20 protein-coding genes are annotated in these 17,844 nt (G+C 45.6%); 10 read left to right on the forward strand and 10 right to left on the reverse strand.

Annotated features, from left to right (window positions below; all coding sequences use genetic code 11):
- Window positions 1-141 precede the first annotated feature (141 nt).
- Window positions 142-555 (reverse strand): hypothetical protein, encoded by a 414-nt coding sequence (locus tag Q1A23_RS15495; RefSeq protein WP_299824901.1) that lies wholly within the window; start codon window positions 553-555, stop codon window positions 142-144.
- Between the two features lie 132 nt (window positions 556-687).
- Here Q1A23_RS15495 and Q1A23_RS15500 point away from each other — a divergent pair, with 132 nt between their 5' ends.
- Window positions 688-1,644 carry an alpha/beta fold hydrolase gene (locus Q1A23_RS15500; RefSeq protein ID WP_299824902.1) on the forward strand — a complete coding sequence of 319 codons (957 nt, stop codon included), beginning with the start codon at window positions 688-690 and terminating at the stop codon, window positions 1,642-1,644.
- Window positions 1,645-1,661: 17 nt separating this feature from the next.
- Here Q1A23_RS15500 and Q1A23_RS15505 read toward each other — a convergent pair whose 3' ends face one another.
- From Q1A23_RS15505 to Q1A23_RS15525, 5 genes are all read right to left on the reverse strand, one after another.
- The gene (locus Q1A23_RS15505) at window positions 1,662-2,189 is read right to left on the reverse strand and encodes a DUF4269 domain-containing protein (protein ID WP_299824904.1); all 528 of its coding nucleotides are present in this window, start codon (window positions 2,187-2,189) and stop codon (window positions 1,662-1,664) included.
- A gap of 39 nt (window positions 2,190-2,228) precedes the next feature.
- Window positions 2,229-2,873, reverse strand: coding sequence for a 16S rRNA (guanine(527)-N(7))-methyltransferase RsmG (rsmG, locus tag Q1A23_RS15510; protein WP_299824906.1), 645 nt, complete (start codon window positions 2,871-2,873; stop codon window positions 2,229-2,231).
- A 32-nt stretch (window positions 2,874-2,905) separates the two neighbouring features.
- A complete protein-coding gene (locus Q1A23_RS15515; RefSeq protein ID WP_299824908.1) occupies window positions 2,906-3,175 on the reverse strand; it encodes a hypothetical protein in 270 nt (89 codons plus the stop codon).
- Between the two features lie 85 nt (window positions 3,176-3,260).
- Window positions 3,261-3,869, reverse strand: a complete 609-nt coding sequence (locus Q1A23_RS15520; protein WP_162347085.1) for a sigma-70 family RNA polymerase sigma factor — start codon at window positions 3,867-3,869, stop codon at window positions 3,261-3,263.
- Entirely contained in the window at window positions 3,860-4,963 is a 1,104-nt protein-coding gene (locus tag Q1A23_RS15525) for a glycosyltransferase (protein ID WP_299824912.1), read from the reverse strand. The genes Q1A23_RS15520 and Q1A23_RS15525 overlap by 10 nt, the downstream gene beginning before the upstream one ends.
- Window positions 4,964-5,276: 313 nt before the next feature.
- Between Q1A23_RS15525 and tgt the strand changes: the two genes are divergently transcribed.
- The 3 genes from tgt (at window position 5,277) to Q1A23_RS15540 (ending at window position 8,547) form a co-directional block, all read left to right on the forward strand.
- The gene (gene tgt, locus Q1A23_RS15530) at window positions 5,277-6,407 is read left to right on the forward strand and encodes a tRNA guanosine(34) transglycosylase Tgt (RefSeq protein WP_299824914.1); all 1,131 of its coding nucleotides are present in this window, start codon (window positions 5,277-5,279) and stop codon (window positions 6,405-6,407) included.
- Window positions 6,408-6,527: 120 nt separating this feature from the next.
- The gene (locus Q1A23_RS15535) at window positions 6,528-7,604 is read left to right on the forward strand and encodes an LptF/LptG family permease (protein ID WP_299824916.1); all 1,077 of its coding nucleotides are present in this window, start codon (window positions 6,528-6,530) and stop codon (window positions 7,602-7,604) included.
- A gap of 1 nt (window position 7,605) precedes the next feature.
- Window positions 7,606-8,547, forward strand: coding sequence for a DMT family transporter (locus Q1A23_RS15540; RefSeq protein ID WP_299824918.1), 942 nt, complete (start codon window positions 7,606-7,608; stop codon window positions 8,545-8,547).
- On the opposite strand, the gene ispE is transcribed toward Q1A23_RS15540, so the two are convergent.
- Entirely contained in the window at window positions 8,503-9,309 is an 807-nt protein-coding gene (gene ispE / locus Q1A23_RS15545; protein ID WP_299824920.1) for a 4-(cytidine 5'-diphospho)-2-C-methyl-D-erythritol kinase, read from the reverse strand. The two genes, Q1A23_RS15540 and ispE, sit on opposite strands and share 45 nt — an antisense overlap.
- Before the next feature lie 239 nt (window positions 9,310-9,548).
- Here ispE and Q1A23_RS15550 point away from each other — a divergent pair, with 239 nt between their 5' ends.
- Window positions 9,549-10,682: a DegT/DnrJ/EryC1/StrS family aminotransferase gene (locus Q1A23_RS15550; protein WP_299824921.1), complete on the forward strand. Its 1,134-nt coding sequence runs from the start codon at window positions 9,549-9,551 to the stop codon at window positions 10,680-10,682.
- A gap of 217 nt (window positions 10,683-10,899) precedes the next feature.
- Here the strand turns inward: Q1A23_RS15550 and Q1A23_RS15555 are convergent, their stop codons facing one another.
- Window positions 10,900-12,030 (reverse strand): aminotransferase class I/II-fold pyridoxal phosphate-dependent enzyme, encoded by a 1,131-nt coding sequence (locus tag Q1A23_RS15555; protein WP_299824923.1) that lies wholly within the window; start codon window positions 12,028-12,030, stop codon window positions 10,900-10,902.
- Window positions 12,031-12,178: 148 nt separating this feature from the next.
- Here Q1A23_RS15555 and Q1A23_RS15560 point away from each other — a divergent pair, with 148 nt between their 5' ends.
- The 5 genes from Q1A23_RS15560 (at window position 12,179) to Q1A23_RS15580 (ending at window position 15,268) form a co-directional block, all read left to right on the forward strand.
- The gene (locus Q1A23_RS15560) at window positions 12,179-13,231 is read left to right on the forward strand and encodes a ferredoxin--NADP reductase (RefSeq protein WP_299824925.1); all 1,053 of its coding nucleotides are present in this window, start codon (window positions 12,179-12,181) and stop codon (window positions 13,229-13,231) included.
- Window positions 13,232-13,393: 162 nt separating this feature from the next.
- Window positions 13,394-13,879, forward strand: a complete 486-nt coding sequence (locus tag Q1A23_RS15565) for an SMI1/KNR4 family protein (RefSeq protein WP_299824927.1) — start codon at window positions 13,394-13,396, stop codon at window positions 13,877-13,879.
- 146 nt (window positions 13,880-14,025) lie between these two features.
- The gene (locus Q1A23_RS15570; RefSeq protein ID WP_299824928.1) at window positions 14,026-14,364 is read left to right on the forward strand and encodes a type II toxin-antitoxin system RelE/ParE family toxin; all 339 of its coding nucleotides are present in this window, start codon (window positions 14,026-14,028) and stop codon (window positions 14,362-14,364) included.
- Window positions 14,351-14,662, forward strand: coding sequence for a helix-turn-helix transcriptional regulator (locus tag Q1A23_RS15575; RefSeq protein WP_299824930.1), 312 nt, complete (start codon window positions 14,351-14,353; stop codon window positions 14,660-14,662). Before Q1A23_RS15570 ends, Q1A23_RS15575 begins: the two co-directional genes overlap by 14 nt.
- Window positions 14,663-14,761: 99 nt before the next feature.
- Window positions 14,762-15,268, forward strand: a complete 507-nt coding sequence (locus Q1A23_RS15580) for a GNAT family N-acetyltransferase (RefSeq protein ID WP_299824933.1) — start codon at window positions 14,762-14,764, stop codon at window positions 15,266-15,268.
- 75 nt (window positions 15,269-15,343) lie between these two features.
- On the opposite strand, the gene atpC is transcribed toward Q1A23_RS15580, so the two are convergent.
- Both atpC and atpD read right to left on the reverse strand, forming a co-directional pair.
- Window positions 15,344-15,589 carry an ATP synthase F1 subunit epsilon gene (gene atpC, locus Q1A23_RS15585; protein ID WP_299824935.1) on the reverse strand — a complete coding sequence of 82 codons (246 nt, stop codon included), beginning with the start codon at window positions 15,587-15,589 and terminating at the stop codon, window positions 15,344-15,346.
- A 96-nt stretch (window positions 15,590-15,685) separates the two neighbouring features.
- Window positions 15,686-17,197, reverse strand: a complete 1,512-nt coding sequence (atpD, locus tag Q1A23_RS15590; protein WP_299824937.1) for a F0F1 ATP synthase subunit beta — start codon at window positions 17,195-17,197, stop codon at window positions 15,686-15,688.
- Window positions 17,198-17,844 lie beyond the last annotated feature (647 nt).

Here is a 17,844-nt window from a genome sequence, read left to right on the forward strand (position 1 = left end):
ACGCTTGCCTTTTTTCGCTGTCAGTTTTTCCATATAAGGTTGATGTTGGTGTCAACCTATTTCAGGACAGGACAATAAAACAAAAAAAGCCGCCAGTTTTATACCTGGTGGCTTTTTTATTAACTTATACAATATGTAGCGTTAATTTCTGTCTACGTCAACGTCTACATCTACATCATCAATTTTGCCTAAACGCGACTGCACCTTATTCTCAAAGTCGTTCCAGTCTGCTTTAGTCTCTTCCCATTCTCTGCGGGTTTCATCATCCCAGGTGCTGCTTTCTGCCTCTAGTTCTGCAGAGCGGCGGTTATACTCTGAACGCATTTCACGGTACTCGTCGGCTGTTACCGTTTCGGCACGCTCTGAGTTTGTGGTCACCCATGTATTAAACTCATCATATTCCCGGTTCATCTCAGCGTTGGCATCATTCATGTCGGCTTGGGCCTCATTTACTTCTGCGTTGGTTTCATTCTGGGTTTCCTGCGAGCAGGCGAATGTGAACATACCGATGGTTAACGCAAATCCTATTGTTTTAAACTTTGATGCAAATTTCATAGTTGTATTGATTGGTTATAAGCCCTAAATACGAAGAAAACAGAATATTGATATATACGCAGCTAAGAATAGCTTATTTTTGCGCCATAATCGTACTTATAAGTATAACAGTAGCTGTATAAATTAGTAGCCATGCCTATTGTTGCATCAAAGCATAAATCACCCTTTTACCTCTTTAACGGTCACCTGCAAACGATTATCCCAAGTTTGTTCAGGCATGTAGACGGCGTTTTATACGAACGCGAACGCGTACTTACCCCCGACGACGATTTTATTGACATTGACTGGTCCAGGGTTGGATCGAATGAGTTAGTCATACTTTCGCATGGGCTGGAGGGAGACACCGGCAGACCGTACATACAGGGCATGGTAAAGGCATTTAACAAGCGTGGCGTGGATGCGTTGGCCTGGAACTACCGCAGCTGCAGCGGAGAGCCTAATAAACTGCTACGCTCCTACCACCTGGGCGCCTCCGATGACCTGGAGTTTGTAGTACATCATGCTTTAGATACCGGCAGTTACGACAACATTTTCCTGGTAGGCTTTAGTGCTGGCGGCAACATCACTTTAAAGTATCTTGGCGAAGCACCGGAAAGACTGCCCTCAGAGGTAAAAAGATCTGCTGTGTTTTCTACGCCAGTAGACTTGAAATCATCGGCCCAGCAAATCTCCAGAATATACACGCAGCGGTTCTTGAAAACTTTAGGCGCCAAACTGGAGCAGAAAAGGCAAATGTACCCCAACGAGGTTGACCTGACAGATTATAGTATACTTTGGTCTTTTCCGGAGTTTGACAACCGCTATACAGCACCGCTACATGGCTTTAAAGATGCTGACGATTACTATGCGCGTGTTAGCTCCAAGCAATTTATTACAAACATAAAGGTGCCTACGCTATTGGTAAATGCTAAAAACGACCCTTTCCTGGGGCCGCCTTGCTACCCTATACTTGAAGCTGAGCAAAACCCATACTTTTACCTCGAAATGCCAAACGAGGGCGGCCACGTTGGCTTTACCGAAGATTTCAGGAAAGATGCTTATTACTCTGAGGCGAGGGCAGTTAAATTTATACTTGAGGAGCAGGCATAGTACAACAACTGCACCTGCTAACTTGTATGCGGTTGCAGAAGTGCCTCGTAAGGGTTGCCGGGCAAGTTCAGTAACTGAGCAAACGCAGGTTCGGTTTTAGCGCCTTGTTGCTTTAACTGCAAAACCTGCTGCCGGAAAGGTTCGCCATACTTTAGCAGTAGCTTATACTCAACCAGCATGTGGCGGTAAGCTTTCTGCTCACGCGAAGGTATATGCTGCCCGAACACCTCCACATCAAAGTCATCCAGTCTAAAGCATGCAATTATACTTTCGCAGTTATCAATGTTAGTCTCTTTGATACTAAAGTGACCATAACCAGAAAATTGATGCAGGAGCTGATCATAGAAGTTAGCTTTGTTCTTCCAGCAGCAAATAATATCCAGATCGCTTTGTGGTGTATCGATACCAATGGGTATAGTACCTGCCAATAGCGGATCAAAGGCGACAAGCCTCTCCATTACTTTATACTTTACCAACACCTTGTATGCCGCCTGCTGGCGCACATTCCCAAATTGCAGGTAATGTATGTCTTCGAAGTTTATCACGCGCTCGTATTTTATAGCTCTGGCAGGCGTTTTACAATATTAGCGCCTTGTTAGCGGCACATACACCACCTTCTTCGTCTCAAAAAACTCCTCCGTAAAATATTCCGATAGGTGATGTACATTCGTGATCAGGCCTGACTCCGCGATTTCTTCCTCCAGCTCACCGCCTTTCAGGTAGTACAAGCCCTCGGTTGGCAACCCGGTTTTCTTAAAGCTGCTCATAATCCAGGGCCAGAAGTTGGCTAAACGCGTTACGGCACGGCTCACAACAAAATCATACTTGTCGCGCACCTGCTCTGCGCGGGTATGGCTGGCTGTAACGTTTTGCAAATGCAATTCGCGGGCAATCTCCTGCACCACATGTATTTTTTTACCGATAGAATCTACCAAATGGAATTTTACCTCCGGGAACATAACTGCCAGCGGCAAGCCTGGTAACCCGCCGCCTGTGCCCACATCCATCACCGAAGTGTGCTCCGGAAACTGAACTACCTTAGCAATGCCCAGCGAGTGCAGAATATGGTGCACGCCCAACTGGTCCATGTCCTTCCGCGAGATCACGTTTATCTTCTGGTTCCACTCCTGGTACAGCTCCCCCATGTGCTCATACTTTTGCAGTTGGTCTTCGGTAAGCGCCGGAAAGTAACCAGACAAAAGCGTGCGGATGGCAGTAGAATGAGGCATATTTTTTTAGTATGAATTAGAAATTGTGAACGCTAAGCAGCAAACAAGTATAAAATAGCGGCAAGCACCACCACGGCAGCAACTACGGCTAAGGCCATAAACACATCAAACAGCAGCACAAGCCCGGCATTGCGGTACTGGCCTTCATACTTTATACTTAGCTCGCGCTCAATTTTCTCAGGGGTGCGTAGCCGCAGCTGCAAGTATAACTCCCCTATCCGTTCCAGCCACCTCTCCTTCGAAAAGAATCTCATCGCAAGTATAAAATATCCGTCTGCAAAAGTATAAAATAAGTATGGCATCCGCACTAAAAGTATAAAACCCCTGCTGCTTACGGGCAACAGGGGTTTCTAACGTAATCAAATTTTAACCTTAATTTAATGCTGTTTAGATGAGGTGCTTTTTGTTCTTTACCATGTCATAGAGTAATTCGCGGGCACGGTGCAGCTGGGCTTTTACGGTGCCTAGCGGGGCGTTAAGTTCCGTGGCAATCTCTTCGTAGCTAAGCTCGTTAAAGTAACGCAGCGTAACAAGGCGCTGGTACTTTTCTGGCAGCTTAGCCACCACATACTGCATAATCTCGATCTTCTGGTTCTTGATTGCCTCTTCCTGCGGGTTCAGGTTCTTATCTTTAAAGTCAATCGTTATCTCGTCGCCGTTGTCAATTTTAATGGCCGAGTCGATTGACATCGTTTTGATCCTGTTCTTGCGGATAAAGTCGATACAGTTGTTTGTGGCGATGCGGAAAAGCCAGGTACTGAAGGCGTACTCCGGGTTAAACTTATGCAGGTTTCTGAATGCCTTGGCAAAAGCCTCTATCGTTAAGTCCTCTGCGTCGTCAGCGTTGCGCACCATCTTAAGCACCACGTGGTAAACGGGCTTTTTATAGATGCTCATCAGTTCGGCGTACGCTTTTTCATCGTTATCTTCCACCGCTGCCTGAATAAGCTTAAAGTCGTGCTTTGCTTTTGCAGAGAATTGTTTGTTTACTTCCATCTGAGTCGTTTATACATTAATACAGATATCCCAAGGAAGACATAGGTAAAGAAATACACTACATCCAGCACAGGCAATAATGGCAGGGATACCGTTTCGTCGAGTCTGCGTGCGGCCAGCACATATACCGGAAAAACCGACAGATAGCGTACGCCAACAAGCGCACCCAATATAGCTAAATGGCTATTTAAAACAAGAAGAATAATTAAAAGGAAATAGAAAAATACATTTGATACTACAAAAGCTCCTATCCTTCTTCTGTCTGCCGCTTTATAACGCCCCCCAACGGACATATGCCTACGTTTTTGCACAACCCATTCCCAAAACGTCTTTTTAGGAATGCTTACTGTTTGCGCCTCCTTGTTGATAACAATGCTAACTTTACTATTGTTGGCGGCATCACGAACAAAAAGGTCATCGTCGCCGCCCATTGTTTTGATGTGAGATGCAAACCCTTTGTTCTTAAAGAAACATGATTTGGTATAGGATAAGTTTCTACCCACACCCATATAAGGTTTCCCTAGGTTTGCATGAGACAGATACTGAATTCCGGTAAGCAAGGTTTCATATCGGATCAAGCTATTTAAAAAACCTTTTAATTGTGCATATGGAGAGTAACCAAGTACAACTTCTGCCCCCGATTCGTAACCGCTCTGCATCTTCTCGATCCAGTTAAGGCTGCATGGCCGGCAATCGGCATCGATAAAAAGCATGTGCTCATACTTAGCTGCTCTGATGCCCAGGGCTACCGCATATTTTTTGGGGTTAAGGTAATCCGGCGTCTTTTTTACCGTTACTACCTTAAAGTGCGGAAATTGCTTTTCCAGCTCAAACAGGTAAAATTCTGTGTCGTCGTCTGAGCGATCGTTTACCACTATTATCTCAAATTGCGGGTACTCCTGGTCCAGCAGCATGGGTAGCAACTCGTACAGGTTGTCCTGTTCGTTGTGGGCCGCCACAATAACCGACACGGGCCGCCTTACCTCAGACTGCGGATCTGTGTACTTGGTGAGGGGCAGAAAATAAAAAAACGCAAAATAAAGCTGCACCAGCACACAAAGTCCGAGCAGCACCAGCAGTATACTTGTAATCAATACGGTAATTTGTTAAATGGTTGGCCTGTTAAATGGTTGTACTGTTTACATGCCGCATGTTTCTGCTGATCTACCGGCAAAAACAAAATCGACTACTCGCTATCAAACAATTTAACTATTCCCTCCTCAAAAATAGCCATTAAATACCCATTTCCGAAGTATAGCCGCATTAAAAAAATTGTATGGTTTGTGGCGCTACACTTTGTATCTTTGCCGGTTCTTTTAGAATTATAAATAAACGCTGTGCATTAGCTGTTTAGCAGCCACCGCAGCTGGCGCTGTTCTTGCAAAGGCAGGGCTGAAAACTTAACGTATGCAATTTTCATTAGTAGCCAAAGATCCTCAGTCTAAAGCGCGTGCCGGTGTAGTACAAACCGAACACGGTGCCATCGAAACGCCAATTTTTATGCCCGTTGGCACGGCCGGCACCGTTAAGGCGGTGCACCAGCGTGAGCTGAAAGACGATATTAAAGCCGAAATCATACTTGGCAACACCTACCACTTATACCTGCGCCCCGGCCTTGATGTGTTGGAGCAGGCAGGCGGTTTGCATAAATTTAACGGCTGGGACAGGCCCATACTTACAGACAGCGGCGGCTACCAGGTTTTCTCGCTGGCAGGCACACGCAAAATAAAAGAAGAGGGCGTTAAGTTCAAGTCGCACATAGACGGCTCTACGCTTAACTTTACTCCGGAGAATGTGATGGACACACAACGCACGATTGGTGCAGACATCATTATGGCTTTCGACGAGTGCACCCCCTACCCTTGCGACCATACGTACGCTAAGTACTCTATGGAGCGCACACACCGCTGGCTGCAGCGCTGCGTAGACAGGTTTGACAGCACCGAGCCAAAGTATGGCTACAGCCAAACGCTTTTCCCGATTGTGCAGGGCAGCACTTACAAAGACCTGCGCATACAGTCTGCCGAGACAATTGCCAGTTTCGGACGCGAAGGTAATGCCATTGGTGGCTTATCAGTAGGCGAGCCAGCCGAGATGATGTATGAGATGACCGAACTGGTTTGCGATATACTTCCGGAAGATAAGCCACGCTACTTAATGGGGGTAGGCACGCCAGCCAACATACTGGAGAACATTGCCTTAGGCGTGGATATGTTTGACTGTGTGCTCCCAACCCGCAATGCCCGTAATGGAATGCTTTTCACTACGCAGGGTGTTATTAATATCCGTAATAAAAAGTGGGCTGATGACTACAGCCCTATTGATGCAGAGCTGGGAGGCTATGTAAGCACATTTTACAGCAAAGCTTACCTGCGCCACCTGATACATAGCGGGGAGTACCTGGCCGGGCAAATTGCCAGCGTGCATAACCTTACGTTCTATCTGTGGCTGGTAAAGCAGGCGCGCCAACGCATTATAGACGGCACTTTCCGCGATTGGAAAGATGTAATGGTAAAGAAACTGATGACAAGGCTCTAACCAGCCAGTTAAAAGTTAAGCGTATAAAGTTAAAAGCAGGATTTCATAGTACCTGCTTCTGACTATCATTACACACAAACTCTTAACCCATAACTTTTAACACTAAACTAAAGCGAAGCATTGAAGCTACTCGATAAGTACATACTAAAGAAGTTCCTGACCACTTTCGTGTTTGTGGTGCTGATACTGGTATCGGTGATTCTGGTGATTGACTTCACAGAGAAGAACGATGACTTTATCAAGCATAATGTGGCCATTGGCGAGATCCTTTTCGATTATTACCTGAACCTGATTCCGTACTATGCCAATATGCTAAGCCCGATTACAGTATTTATTGCTACTGTTTTTGTTACGGCACAGCTGGCTTCGCATACCGAAATAATAGCTATACTTAGCAGCGGCGTAAGCTTCAGAAGATTACTGGTGCCTTACCTGATCGGCTCATCGCTTATTGCCATTGTTATTTTTGTGCTCATTGGCTGGGTTATACCCAATGCAAACAAAGAGAGTGTGGCTTTCCAGATAAAGTACACCAAAAGCACCTTTACCTACGACTCGCGCAACATACACGTTAAAATAGGCCCTGAAACCTATGTGTACATGGAAAGCTATAACAACACAGCCAACATTGGCTACAACTTTGCCCTCGAGACCATTGATAACACCAAGCTTAAAAGCAAGTTAACTTCCAGCAACGTGCGTTGGGACGAAGAAAAACAGAAATGGCACCTGGACAGCTATACCCTGCGCACTTTTGACGGCGAAAAGGAGACGCTGCTGAAAGGCGGTGTACTTGATACAGCGTTGGCCCTTACACCAAAAGACTTCGAAAGCACCTATAAACTGGAGCAGACCATGACTTTAACGGAGCTAAACCGCTACATCGACGAGAAAAAATCGCGGGGCGCAGATGACCTGGAAACATACCTGATCGAAAAGTATGAGCGCTTCAGTTATCCTTTTGCCATCATCATACTTACCGTGATCGGGGTTATTGTGAGTGCACGTAAGGCTCGTGGCGGCGTCGGCTTCCAGATTGCGCTCGGTTTCTTCTTTGCGTTCATATTTATCATCTTCGTTATCACTAGCCGCAGTCTGGCACAGGTTGGAGATATTGATCCTGCCATTGCCGCCTGGATACCCACGATAGTTTTCACGGGTATTGGTTTACTGTTGTACCGTTACGTTCCGCGCTAAGATGCCTCGCTTTAAAGATTTTCTGGAGCTTCACTTCATCGTTTTCCTATGGGGGTTTACGGCTATACTTGGTAAGCTTATAACGATACCTGCTGTAGAGTTGGTAGCCTTGCGCACCTCCATTACAGCGCTGGCTATCGGGGCAATCATTTACAAGCGCGGCACGCCTTTTTGGATGGGCCGGGTGCAGGCAGTAAAGCTCTTAGGAGTAGGCTTTATCATAGCAGCCCACTGGATCCTGTTTTTTGCGGCGGCACGCGTTTCTTCTGTATCTATTACGCTAGTTGGTATTGCCACCTGCAGCCTCTGGACCGCCTTGCTAGACCCTCTTTTCAGTAAAACCAGGATAAAGCCTCACGAAATCCTACTGGCCCTGCTGGTCATATTCGGGCTCTACATTATTTTTAAGAACGAGACTGAGTTCAACAGCATATTGGGCATAAGTATGGCTATCGCATCTGCGCTGATGGGTTCTATCTTTACCATTATCAATGCCAAACTTGTAAAGCGCATACCTTCTACTACTATTACAGCTTACGAGATGGCAGGCGCTTGCCTGGGCACAGTATTGTTCTTCCCGATTTATACTACCTATTTTGCGGAAGGCGGGGCGCTAAACTTTACCATGAACAGCATGGACTGGGTATACCTGCTGGTACTTGCCCTGGCTTGCACCGTTTATGCCTATACAGCCTCTGTCAGGATAATGCAACGCATTTCAGCTTATACCATGAACCTGACCGTAAACCTGGAGCCGATCTATGGAATTATACTTGCGTTGCTGATCTTTAAAGATGATGAGCAAATGTCGTCTGGCTTTTACCTCGGTGCTGCCATTATCCTGTTAAGCGTATTTATCTATCCTATCCTGGATGCTTATGACAAGCGCCGCAAAAAACTAAAGCAAACCTTTCCAGAGCATGTAGTGATCGGGGAAGATTAACTCTTCTGGCCCTTCCTTAAACAAACCGTAAACAGCAGAGCCTGAACCTGTCATAGAAGCGTATACTGCTCCTGCAGCATACAACTTTTCTTTTATCTTTGGCAACTCCGGATACTTCGGGAAAAGCGCTTCTTCAAAGTCGTTTTTCAGTACATCTTTCCACGCACTCACATCCTGCTTCAGGAGCTGTTCCATGGTATAAGCGGGTTCAGCCGGTTTAATACTCCCGTATGCCTCTGCTGTAGTAATATGTATGCCCGGGTACACCACCACACAAGTATAACCGCTTAAGTCCAGGTCAGTTGGCGCGAACACGTCGCCTTTTTCGGTGGCAATAACAGGCTTGTTCTGAATAAAGAAGGCGCAGTCGCTGCCCAATTGCCGGGCATAGTTTTCCAATGCCTCACCTGGCAGGCTTAAATTAAATAACCTGTTAAGTATTGTAAGAGTGAAGGCAGCATCTGCAGAGCCTCCTCCCAAACCAGCTCCCATTGGTATAACCTTGTGCAGGTGCATATGTACCGGCGGTAAATTAAAATCGCGCTGCAAGAGCTTATATGCTTTCAGGCACAGGTTTGTACTGGGGTCTCCGGGCACGGGCAGGCCTGTCATGTCGAAGCGCTCTTCCGCGGCCGGCAAAATCTCTAGCGCATCGCACCATTTTACGGGGTAAAAGCAAGACTGTAGGTCATGAAATCCGTCAGGCCTTTTGGAGGTAATGTATAAACCAAGGTTAATCTTGGCATTCGGAAAATCCAGCATCTTGTTTGTGGAAATTTTTTAAGCTGCAATCTATAAAAATGCCCGCAAACCCGCGCACCGCTGCAGCATATTCTCGTTTAGTACGTAAGTAGCCTTTCAGATGAAAGTCTTTTCACTATATTGATCTAGCATACGTATAGAGCAAAATATATATACAGTTATAGCTAAAATTGTCGTTCAAGTATAAACTTAAGTGTAGCGCAGTTATCCATTAAATCACCCTCCAAAAAAGTAAAGACATGATGTACAGGCCAGGGCGAATTTTCCTTTCTGTTCCGCACATGGGCGGGCACGAGAAAAATTATGTGCAGAAAGCAATAGAAGACAACTGGGTAACAACTGCCGGCCCTAACCTTGTCGGCTTCGAACATGATATTTGCCAGCACACAAACGCCCGGTATGCTGTAGCGCTTAACTCCGGCACAGCAGCAATACACATGGCCTTGCGCCTGCTCGGCGTTGGCCCCGGAGACGAAGTGCTTTGCTCTACCTTCACGTTTGCAGCCTCTGCCAATCCAATTTTATACTTAGGGGCTAAGCCCGTTTTTATTGATAGCGAAGCCGAAACCTGGAACATGTGCCCCGATACCCTTCGCGATGCTATAGAGGAACGCACCAATAAAGGCAAAAAACCAAAGGCTATACTTGTGGTGCACCTCTACGGCATGCCGGCAAAGTTAAAAGAGCTGATGGCTGTTGCCGATGAGTATGGCATACCTGTAGTAGAAGATGCTGCAGAAGCACTTGGCTCGCGTTATAGCGGCCACCAGGTAGGTACATTTGGACAGATTGGCGTTTTCTCTTTCAGCGATGATAAAATTATTACTACCTCTGCCGGAGGCGCTATCATTACAGCAGAACAAGAATTGGCAGATAAGGCGCTATTTCTGGCAAATCATGCAAACGATGCAGCGCCAAACGATGATCACGCTGAATTGGGCTATAATTATCGTTTGAGCAATATCAGCGCTGGTATAGGCCGGGGACAACTGGAGGTGCTGGAGCTGCGTGTAAAACAGCGCCGGGAGGTGTTTAACCTCTACCGCAGCCAATTAGAAAGTATAGAGGGGCTGGCATTTTTGCAGGAACCTAAAACAAGCTTTTCGAACCGCTGGCTAACAACCGTACTCTTACCAGAAGGCCAGCAACCGGAAAGCATCAGAAAAGCCCTGGAAGAAGAGAATATTGAATCTCGGCTGCTCTGTAAGCCATTGCATTTACAACCGCTTTTTGCCGATAGTTTATACTTTGGTGATGGCCTTAGTGAAAAGCTCTATAACCGTGGCCTCTGCCTGCCAAGCAGCAGCAGCTTACAGGAAGAAGAACTGGAAAAAGTGGTGAAGACCATGAAGAAACTGCTGGAGGTAGTGTAGAAACTTCATTAACCGGGTCTACTGCCCCTCCTTGTCTAAGGCGGGGAACTCTACTGTTACTCTTGCAAAACTATAAACTATGTAGATTCTGTTTCTTCACTTGCAACACTCAGAATTGAATTATTAAGACAAGAGGAAGAGCAACTGCTGTTATGAAGACAGCTGAAGAAGTAGTTAAAAATTCCCCGCCCTACTACGGTAGCTGAAAAGTATAAAACTACACCTGCTCTAACGCTTGCTCCAGTTCGGCAATCAACTCCTCCGGCTCCTCTATTCCCACAGATAAACGAATTACACCAGTAGTAATACCTAACTTTTGCTGCTGCTGAGTGCTTAACGAACGATGTGAAGTACCCATTGGGTAAGAAATTGACGTACTGACTCCAGCCAATGAAGGCGCAAATGGTATACTTGTAAGGCCTTGCATAAAGCGGTTTACAGCCTCTTTTTCGTCTTTAATTCTGAAGCTGAGCATGCCGCCAAACATGTCCTGGCCCTGCTGCTTTGCCAGCGCGTGCTGCGGGTGCGCCTCAAGACCAGGATACCATACCTGCTCTACTTTGGGATGCTGCTGTAGAAACTGCGCTATAGCCAAGGCATTGCTGCAATGCTGTTTCATGCGTAGGCGCAGCGTTTTCAGGCCGCGAGCTGCTAGCCAACCTTCAAAAGGGCTAAGGTTTAAACCATAGATTTTCATCACAGTCTGCACACGCTGCAGGTCCTCCTCCTGCTGGCAAACGACCACACCAGCCGTTACATCGCTGTGCCCCGAAAGGTATTTAGTAACGCTATGCATCACCATATCTGCTCCTAGTGCCAGGGGTTTAGTAAGTACAGGCGTAGCAAAAGTATTATCTATCACCAACTTTATACTTAGCTTCTTTGTTTCCTGGGCCAGTTTGGCAATGTCTAATACCTGCAGCAAAGGGTTACTCATCGTCTCGGCCAGCATCAGGCGTGTATTGGCCTTTGTATACTTTTTTAAAGTATACATATCCTCAGAGGGCACATAGGTCACCTCTATTCCTATCCGTGTTAGCTCCTGGCTTAATAGCGCTGCAGAGCCCCCGTAAATTTCTTCGGCGCACAGCACGTGGTCTCCGGCTTTACAGACTGCCAGTACCGCCGCCAGTATCGCCGACATGCCAGATGAAGTTACTACTCCTCCTATTCCACCCTCTAGCTTGTTTACCTCCTGCGCCAGTTCATCGGTATTTGGATTCCCGTAGCGGGTATACATGTAGTTCTGACCCGGTTGCTCAAAGTATAATTCCAACGCACTCAGATCGTCAAAAGTAAAAACCGAGGTTTGGTAAATAGGCGTAGTTTTCGGGTGGATGTTAGGCATATTTTTTATCTTAATCAGCCTAAAGATAAACAGGATTTAGGAATAGGGTATAGCTCTCATGTATTTTATCACGCCTCTAACTCCATACTTTCATGAAGCAACTCGGCCGCGTTACCCGTACACATTGTAAAAACATAAATTGCAGCACTTGGAACAATCAACACCCCAATACCATACATTAACCATTACCGGCATAAAAGAGGAAGTAGACGGTGTAAAGGTTTTCACTTTTGACGGCGCTACGGCAAATAATCTCCCTTACAAGGCTGGCCAGTACCTCACACTTGTGCACCAGCACCCGCAGGGCGAAATTAGGAGGTCCTACTCTATCACCTCTGCTCCTGCACTAAAAGAACCGCTTTCTATTGGGGTTAAAAGAATAGAAAATGGCTTTTACTCGCGCCAACTGGTAGATCAGGCCAAAGTCGGAGATCAAGTTTTAACTACAGGGGCAGCAGGACTCTTTACCTTGCCAGATAATATCAGCGCGTATAAACAGATATTTTTGCTGGCAGCCGGTAGCGGTATTACCCCCATCTATTCTTTGCTGAAAGAGGCGCTTTATACTTACCCTGAACTGTCGCTTGTGCTGCTTTATAGTAACAACTCTCCGGCACGCGCCATGTTTTTAAAGCCTTTGCAGGAGTTGGCAGAGGCTCACCCGGGCAAACTGCACATCGAGTTCCTTTTCAGCAACTCCCCTGACCTGAACCGGGCACGCCTGCACAAAGATCTGCTCAAAACGTTTCTGCACAATTTATCGATATCTCCTCCTCAGCAGCAGTTGTTTTACCTTTGTGGCCCTGAAAATTACATGCGCCTTACCTCTTATGCCCTTCGCCAGGCGGGTGTGCCGGCAAATAATATCCGTAAAGAGATTTTTAACATCGTGAAGGTTCCGCCTAAAGTGCAGCCTCCAGATACTGAAGCGCATACAGTTATACTTCACTTTAAGGGAGAAAAGTATAATATTGAGAGCGAATATCCGAACACCATTCTGCAAAGTGCCCGAAAAGCAGGTGCTATACTTCCGTACAGCTGCGAAACCGGCAAGTGCGGCAGCTGCCTCGCAAAAATTTTAAAGGGTAAAGTATGGATGTCGTATAACGAAGTGCTGACAGAGCGGGATCTGGAGAAGGGCCTTATACTTACATGTGTGGGCTACCCTGTGGGTGGCGATGTTGAATTAAAGGTACTATAGGCCAGGCTAGGAGTTGTTCTGCAACTGCTTTAGTGAAAATTACTATATTGTAGGGGGGGGAGCAGCTTTATACTTTACTTCTCACTAAAGCTGCTCCGCATATAATGCAGATAAACGTCACGATGACGTTTACACAGTAGTTACTTGCTATTAAATATAAAAATGAATAAAGAAACAGCAGACGTAATCGACAAGTTGGTCGGTATCTTGAGAGAAGAAAGCGCGGAGTTTATAAAGCAGTTTCCTAACAGCACGCCATCACTACAACTTTCGACTTTTAACGCTTCAGAACTAACCGACTTAGAAAAAGAATTCCAAATCAGGATTCCTCAGCCCTACAGAGAATTTCTAGAACAATATTCCCCAATAAGATTTCATATAATGTACACAGACATTTATGGAATCACGAGTTTAAGAAAAGAGCTAAAAGACTACATTCCAGATGAACTACTGGAAGAAAGATTTCTCCCATTTGCTGGCAGTAGCGGGGATTATTATTGTCTCAACATGGAGACCGACGAAGACAAAGTATACTTCTTCGACCACGAGGAATATCAAATCTCTGATAGAAAATTGAACTTCAAAGATTTCTTTCAAGGCTTGCTTGACTCCAAACTGGAGCTAAAAGAGAAAAATAACAGCAAGTAACACTGTATAAACATCAAGCATCGACCGACGGCCTTGCTCGTTGTTCATACAAACCGTTACGGGAAATAAGAAATCATAGAAGGGAAGTATTTTTTTTGTAATTAATAGTAACTTTTAAGTTACATTTACTGTTGAATATACAGCAGATGGAGAAAATCAGAGAAATCATTGCTTATAAAAACTACTTTGAAGATTTCTTGAAGGAGCAGCCCGTTAAGGTGCAGGACAAGATATTCAAGATTTTGGAAGCGATAGAAACACTTGAGCGGGTGCCTCAAAATTACCTGAAGCACCTGACTGGCACAGACGGGCTATATGAAGCACGTGTTCAACTTGCTTCCAATATTTGGCGCGTGTTCTGTTTTTTCGACGAAGGCAAGCTGGTCATCTTGCTAAATGGCTTTCAGAAGAAGACGCAAAAAACACCAAAAAAAGAGATTGATAAGGCACTACAATTAATGGCTGAATATTATGAAGGGAAATGATAAAGATAGAGAAGTTAGTTCTTGGGCAGATATCAAGAACAGAGTGTATGGAGTGAAGGGCACAGAGAGGCGTGACAACCTTGACAGGGAGTTCGAGTCATTTAAAATCGGACTTGAATTGAAAAAGGCCCGTGAAGCTCGACACCTGACCCAGCAGGAGTTAGGGGATATCATCGATAAGAAAAGAACTTACATATCCAGAGTTGAAAACGACGGAAGTAACCTTACTCTCAAAACCTTATTTGATATTGTAGAGAAAGGCTTGGGTGGAAAAGTGAAAATCTCTATTGAGTTATAAAAGAATAATTACTACCCCGTAACCCGGTGCAGCCGTAACCCTTGCTTCGCTTCGGGCTTCGGCTGCACTAATCCGCTAAACTATCCAACTTCCCCAATCATGCCCCACATCCTCGAAACAGCACGGCTAAGACTGCGAGAGTTCACACTCAGTGACACCAACTTTATCATTGAACTTGTCAACAGCCCTGGCTGGCTACAGTTTATCGGAGATAAAAATATTAAGACAGCGGAGCAGGCAACTGCATATTTAGAGAATGGTCCTTTAGAAAGCTACAGGCAAAACGGTTTTGGTCTTTCTCTGGTGGAAAGAAGAGAAGACGGCGAAGCAATTGGAATGTGCGGAATTATCAAGAGAGATAGCTTAGAGAACCCAGACATTGGATTTGCTTTTTTGCCTGGTTACTACAGGAATGGCTACGCCTACGAAATAGCGAGTGCTACTTTGGATTATGCACAAAACCAGCTGGCGCTACACAAGATAGCCCCCATCACTTTACCTACCAACCTCAGATCTATCAAACTGTTGGAGAAGCTAGGCCTCAGCTTTGTAAAAACAATTATCTTACCGGGCAGCAAGGAAAAGTTACTATTGTACAGCAACTAAAGTATACTTTATAAAAACAAAAGCCCCTCCTGCTTTTACAAACAGGGGGGGCTTTTTTGTTCTTTTATGCTTTTCCTACTCAGTCACAGACTCAGCAAGTACAATAATCTTGTTGTTTAGCACTTCTACCACACCACCGTCAACGGTAAAAAATTCCTGGCTTTTGTTGGTAGTGACACGTATCCTGCCTTGTTCCAAGGTGCTGATGAGTGGAGCGTGAGAGTCCAGAACCTCAAAAGAACCATTGGCTCCCGGAAACTGGGCTGATGTTACCTCACCGGCAAAAACCTTTTTATCAGGTGTGATTATTTCTAAATACATTTTTTTTAGTTAAGAGTTAAAAGTTAAAAGTTTAAAGTCAAAGTTTGGTGTTACCCACTCTTAACTCTAAACTCTTAACTCTAAACTAATTTAAATCTATTTTGCTTCAGCAAGCATTTTCTCACCCTTCGCAACAGCGTCTTCGATTGTACCTACAAGGTTGAAGGCTGCTTCTGGCAGGTGGTCATACTTACCGTCCATGATCTCGTTAAAGCCTTTGATAGTGTCTTTGATATCAACAAGAACACCTTTAAGGCCTGTAAACTGCTCTGCTACGTGGAATGGCTGAGACAGGAAACGCTGCACACGGCGCGCTCTGTGTACTACCATTTTATCTTCGTCAGATAACTCGTCCATACCAAGGATGGCGATAATATCCTGAAGTTCTTTGTAACGCTGCAAAATTTCTTTTACGCGCTGCGCTGTGTTGTAGTGCTCAGCACCAACCACATCTGGCGTAAGGATACGTGATGTAGAATCTAGAGGGTCTACCGCAGGGTAGATACCAAGCTCAGAGATTTTACGGGAAAGTACTGTAGTTGCATCCAAGTGGGCGAACGTTGTCGCTGGAGCAGGGTCAGTTAAGTCGTCGGCAGGTACGTAAACAGCCTGTACCGAAGTAATTGAACCACGCTTAGTAGACGTAATACGCTCCTGCATGGCACCCATTTCAGTTGCCAGCGTTGGCTGGTAACCTACCGCAGATGGCATACGACCAAGAAGGGCCGATACCTCAGAACCTGCCTGCGTGAAACGGAAAATGTTATCCACGAAGAAAAGGATGTCACGACCAGCATCGCTTGAACCAGGCTCGCCATCGCGGTAGTACTCCGCCATTGTAAGTCCAGAAAGAGCAACACGTGCACGCGCCCCAGGAGGCTCGTTCATCTGACCGAACACGAAGGTAGCCTTAGACTCCTTCAGTTCTTCCTGATCCACTTTAGAAAGGTCCCATCCGCCATGCTCAAGAGACTCAAGGAACTCAGCACCGTAGCGTACGATACCAGCCTCGATCATCTCACGAAGAAGGTCGTTACCCTCACGGGTACGCTCACCTACACCGGCGAATACAGAAAGACCACCGTGCGCTTTCGCGATGTTGTTGATCAGTTCCTGGATCAATACAGTTTTACCTACACCGGCACCACCGAAAAGACCGATTTTACCACCTTTTGCATAAGGCTCGATAAGGTCGATTACTTTGATACCTGTGAACAATACTTCAGAAGAAGTAGCAAGATCTTCGAAACGCGGAGCAGGTCTGTGGATTGGCAAACCACCCGTGCTTACAGGCTGAGGAATACCGTCAATGGCTTCGCCGATTACATTGAAAAGGCGACCTTTGATGCCTTCGCCTGTTGGCATTTTGATCGGACCTTCCAAGTCAACTACTTCAGCGCCACGAGTAAGACCTTCTGTAGAGTCCATCGCAATGGTACGTACACGGTCCTCGCCAAGGTGCTGCTGACACTCCAGTACTACTACCTGGCCATTGTCTTTCGTCACTTGAAGGGCATCCAAGATATTTGGTAGCTTAGAGTTTTCACCCGCAAAGCTAACGTCCACAACCGGACCGATAACCTGGGTAATTCTGCCAATATTCGCCATCTGACTTATTTATATTGATTAACTATTGTAACGGAGTTATTTCAGGGTGCAAAACTAATGTATAAATCTGTTAAATCCATGCAGGGTTTTAAAAAGTTTTACAACCTTATATTTTAAAGCATAAAGTATTATTGGTAAAAGCAGCAGCGTAACGCATAAGGGAGTAAAAAGAGCGGTTTTTAGACTGGGCTACAGTTAACCTCAGTTAAAGTATAGCATCCGGCACCCTAGCCCCTTCACATCAAAAACAATCTTACCATTTTACGCTACCGTTCACAACACAACATGTTTTTTTAACCTTCGCTCTCTGAAAAAGCAAGGTAACACTTTTAACTCAACTATATGCGATGTTATTTGGTTAAGACCTGCAACTCCTGGTTAACGGCGGGGCCTGCAACTGCTGCACAGCTATACCATCAACCATAGCCAAAATTAATACGCGCTGCCCCTCGCCTTTAGGCTGCCATACTTAACGGGTTTGCACTCCTTTTACTAAGTATACTTGCTGCTGCAGATAGGTGCGATTTTCGTTTTGCAACAGTATTCATGTATGGTGACGGCAGGATGTACTGCTGTAACCTCATTTAAAAGAAAAAAGCGAGGCAGCAGGCAGTTTAGTGATACAACTACTGCAACAGAGGCACAAA

Source organism: uncultured Pontibacter sp., from assembly GCF_947492645.1.
Lineage (GTDB): Bacteria > Bacteroidota > Bacteroidia > Cytophagales > Hymenobacteraceae > Pontibacter.

Excerpts from the sequence above, each read along its gene's own strand:
- Q1A23_RS15495 (WP_299824901.1), bottom strand. The coding sequence starts at position 555 with ATGAAATTTGCATCAAAGTTTAAAACAATAGGATTTGCGTTAACCATC.
- Q1A23_RS15500 (WP_299824902.1), top strand. The coding sequence starts at position 688 with ATGCCTATTGTTGCATCAAAGCATAAATCACCCTTTTACCTCTTTAAC.
- rsmG (WP_299824906.1), bottom strand. The coding sequence starts at position 2,873 with ATGCCTCATTCTACTGCCATCCGCACGCTTTTGTCTGGTTACTTTCCG.
- Q1A23_RS15515 (WP_299824908.1), bottom strand. The coding sequence starts at position 3,175 with ATGCCATACTTATTTTATACTTTTGCAGACGGATATTTTATACTTGCG.
- Q1A23_RS15520 (WP_162347085.1), bottom strand. The coding sequence starts at position 3,869 with ATGGAAGTAAACAAACAATTCTCTGCAAAAGCAAAGCACGACTTTAAG.
- tgt (WP_299824914.1), top strand. The coding sequence starts at position 5,277 with ATGCAATTTTCATTAGTAGCCAAAGATCCTCAGTCTAAAGCGCGTGCC.
- Q1A23_RS15540 (WP_299824918.1), top strand. The coding sequence starts at position 7,606 with ATGCCTCGCTTTAAAGATTTTCTGGAGCTTCACTTCATCGTTTTCCTA.
- ispE (WP_299824920.1), bottom strand. The coding sequence starts at position 9,309 with ATGCTGGATTTTCCGAATGCCAAGATTAACCTTGGTTTATACATTACC.
- Q1A23_RS15550 (WP_299824921.1), top strand. The coding sequence starts at position 9,549 with ATGATGTACAGGCCAGGGCGAATTTTCCTTTCTGTTCCGCACATGGGC.
- Q1A23_RS15555 (WP_299824923.1), bottom strand. The coding sequence starts at position 12,030 with ATGCCTAACATCCACCCGAAAACTACGCCTATTTACCAAACCTCGGTT.
- Q1A23_RS15565 (WP_299824927.1), top strand. The coding sequence starts at position 13,394 with ATGAATAAAGAAACAGCAGACGTAATCGACAAGTTGGTCGGTATCTTG.
- Q1A23_RS15570 (WP_299824928.1), top strand. The coding sequence starts at position 14,026 with ATGGAGAAAATCAGAGAAATCATTGCTTATAAAAACTACTTTGAAGAT.
- Q1A23_RS15575 (WP_299824930.1), top strand. The coding sequence starts at position 14,351 with ATGAAGGGAAATGATAAAGATAGAGAAGTTAGTTCTTGGGCAGATATC.
- Q1A23_RS15580 (WP_299824933.1), top strand. The coding sequence starts at position 14,762 with ATGCCCCACATCCTCGAAACAGCACGGCTAAGACTGCGAGAGTTCACA.
- atpC (WP_299824935.1), bottom strand. The coding sequence starts at position 15,589 with ATGTATTTAGAAATAATCACACCTGATAAAAAGGTTTTTGCCGGTGAG.
- atpD (WP_299824937.1), bottom strand. The coding sequence starts at position 17,197 with ATGGCGAATATTGGCAGAATTACCCAGGTTATCGGTCCGGTTGTGGAC.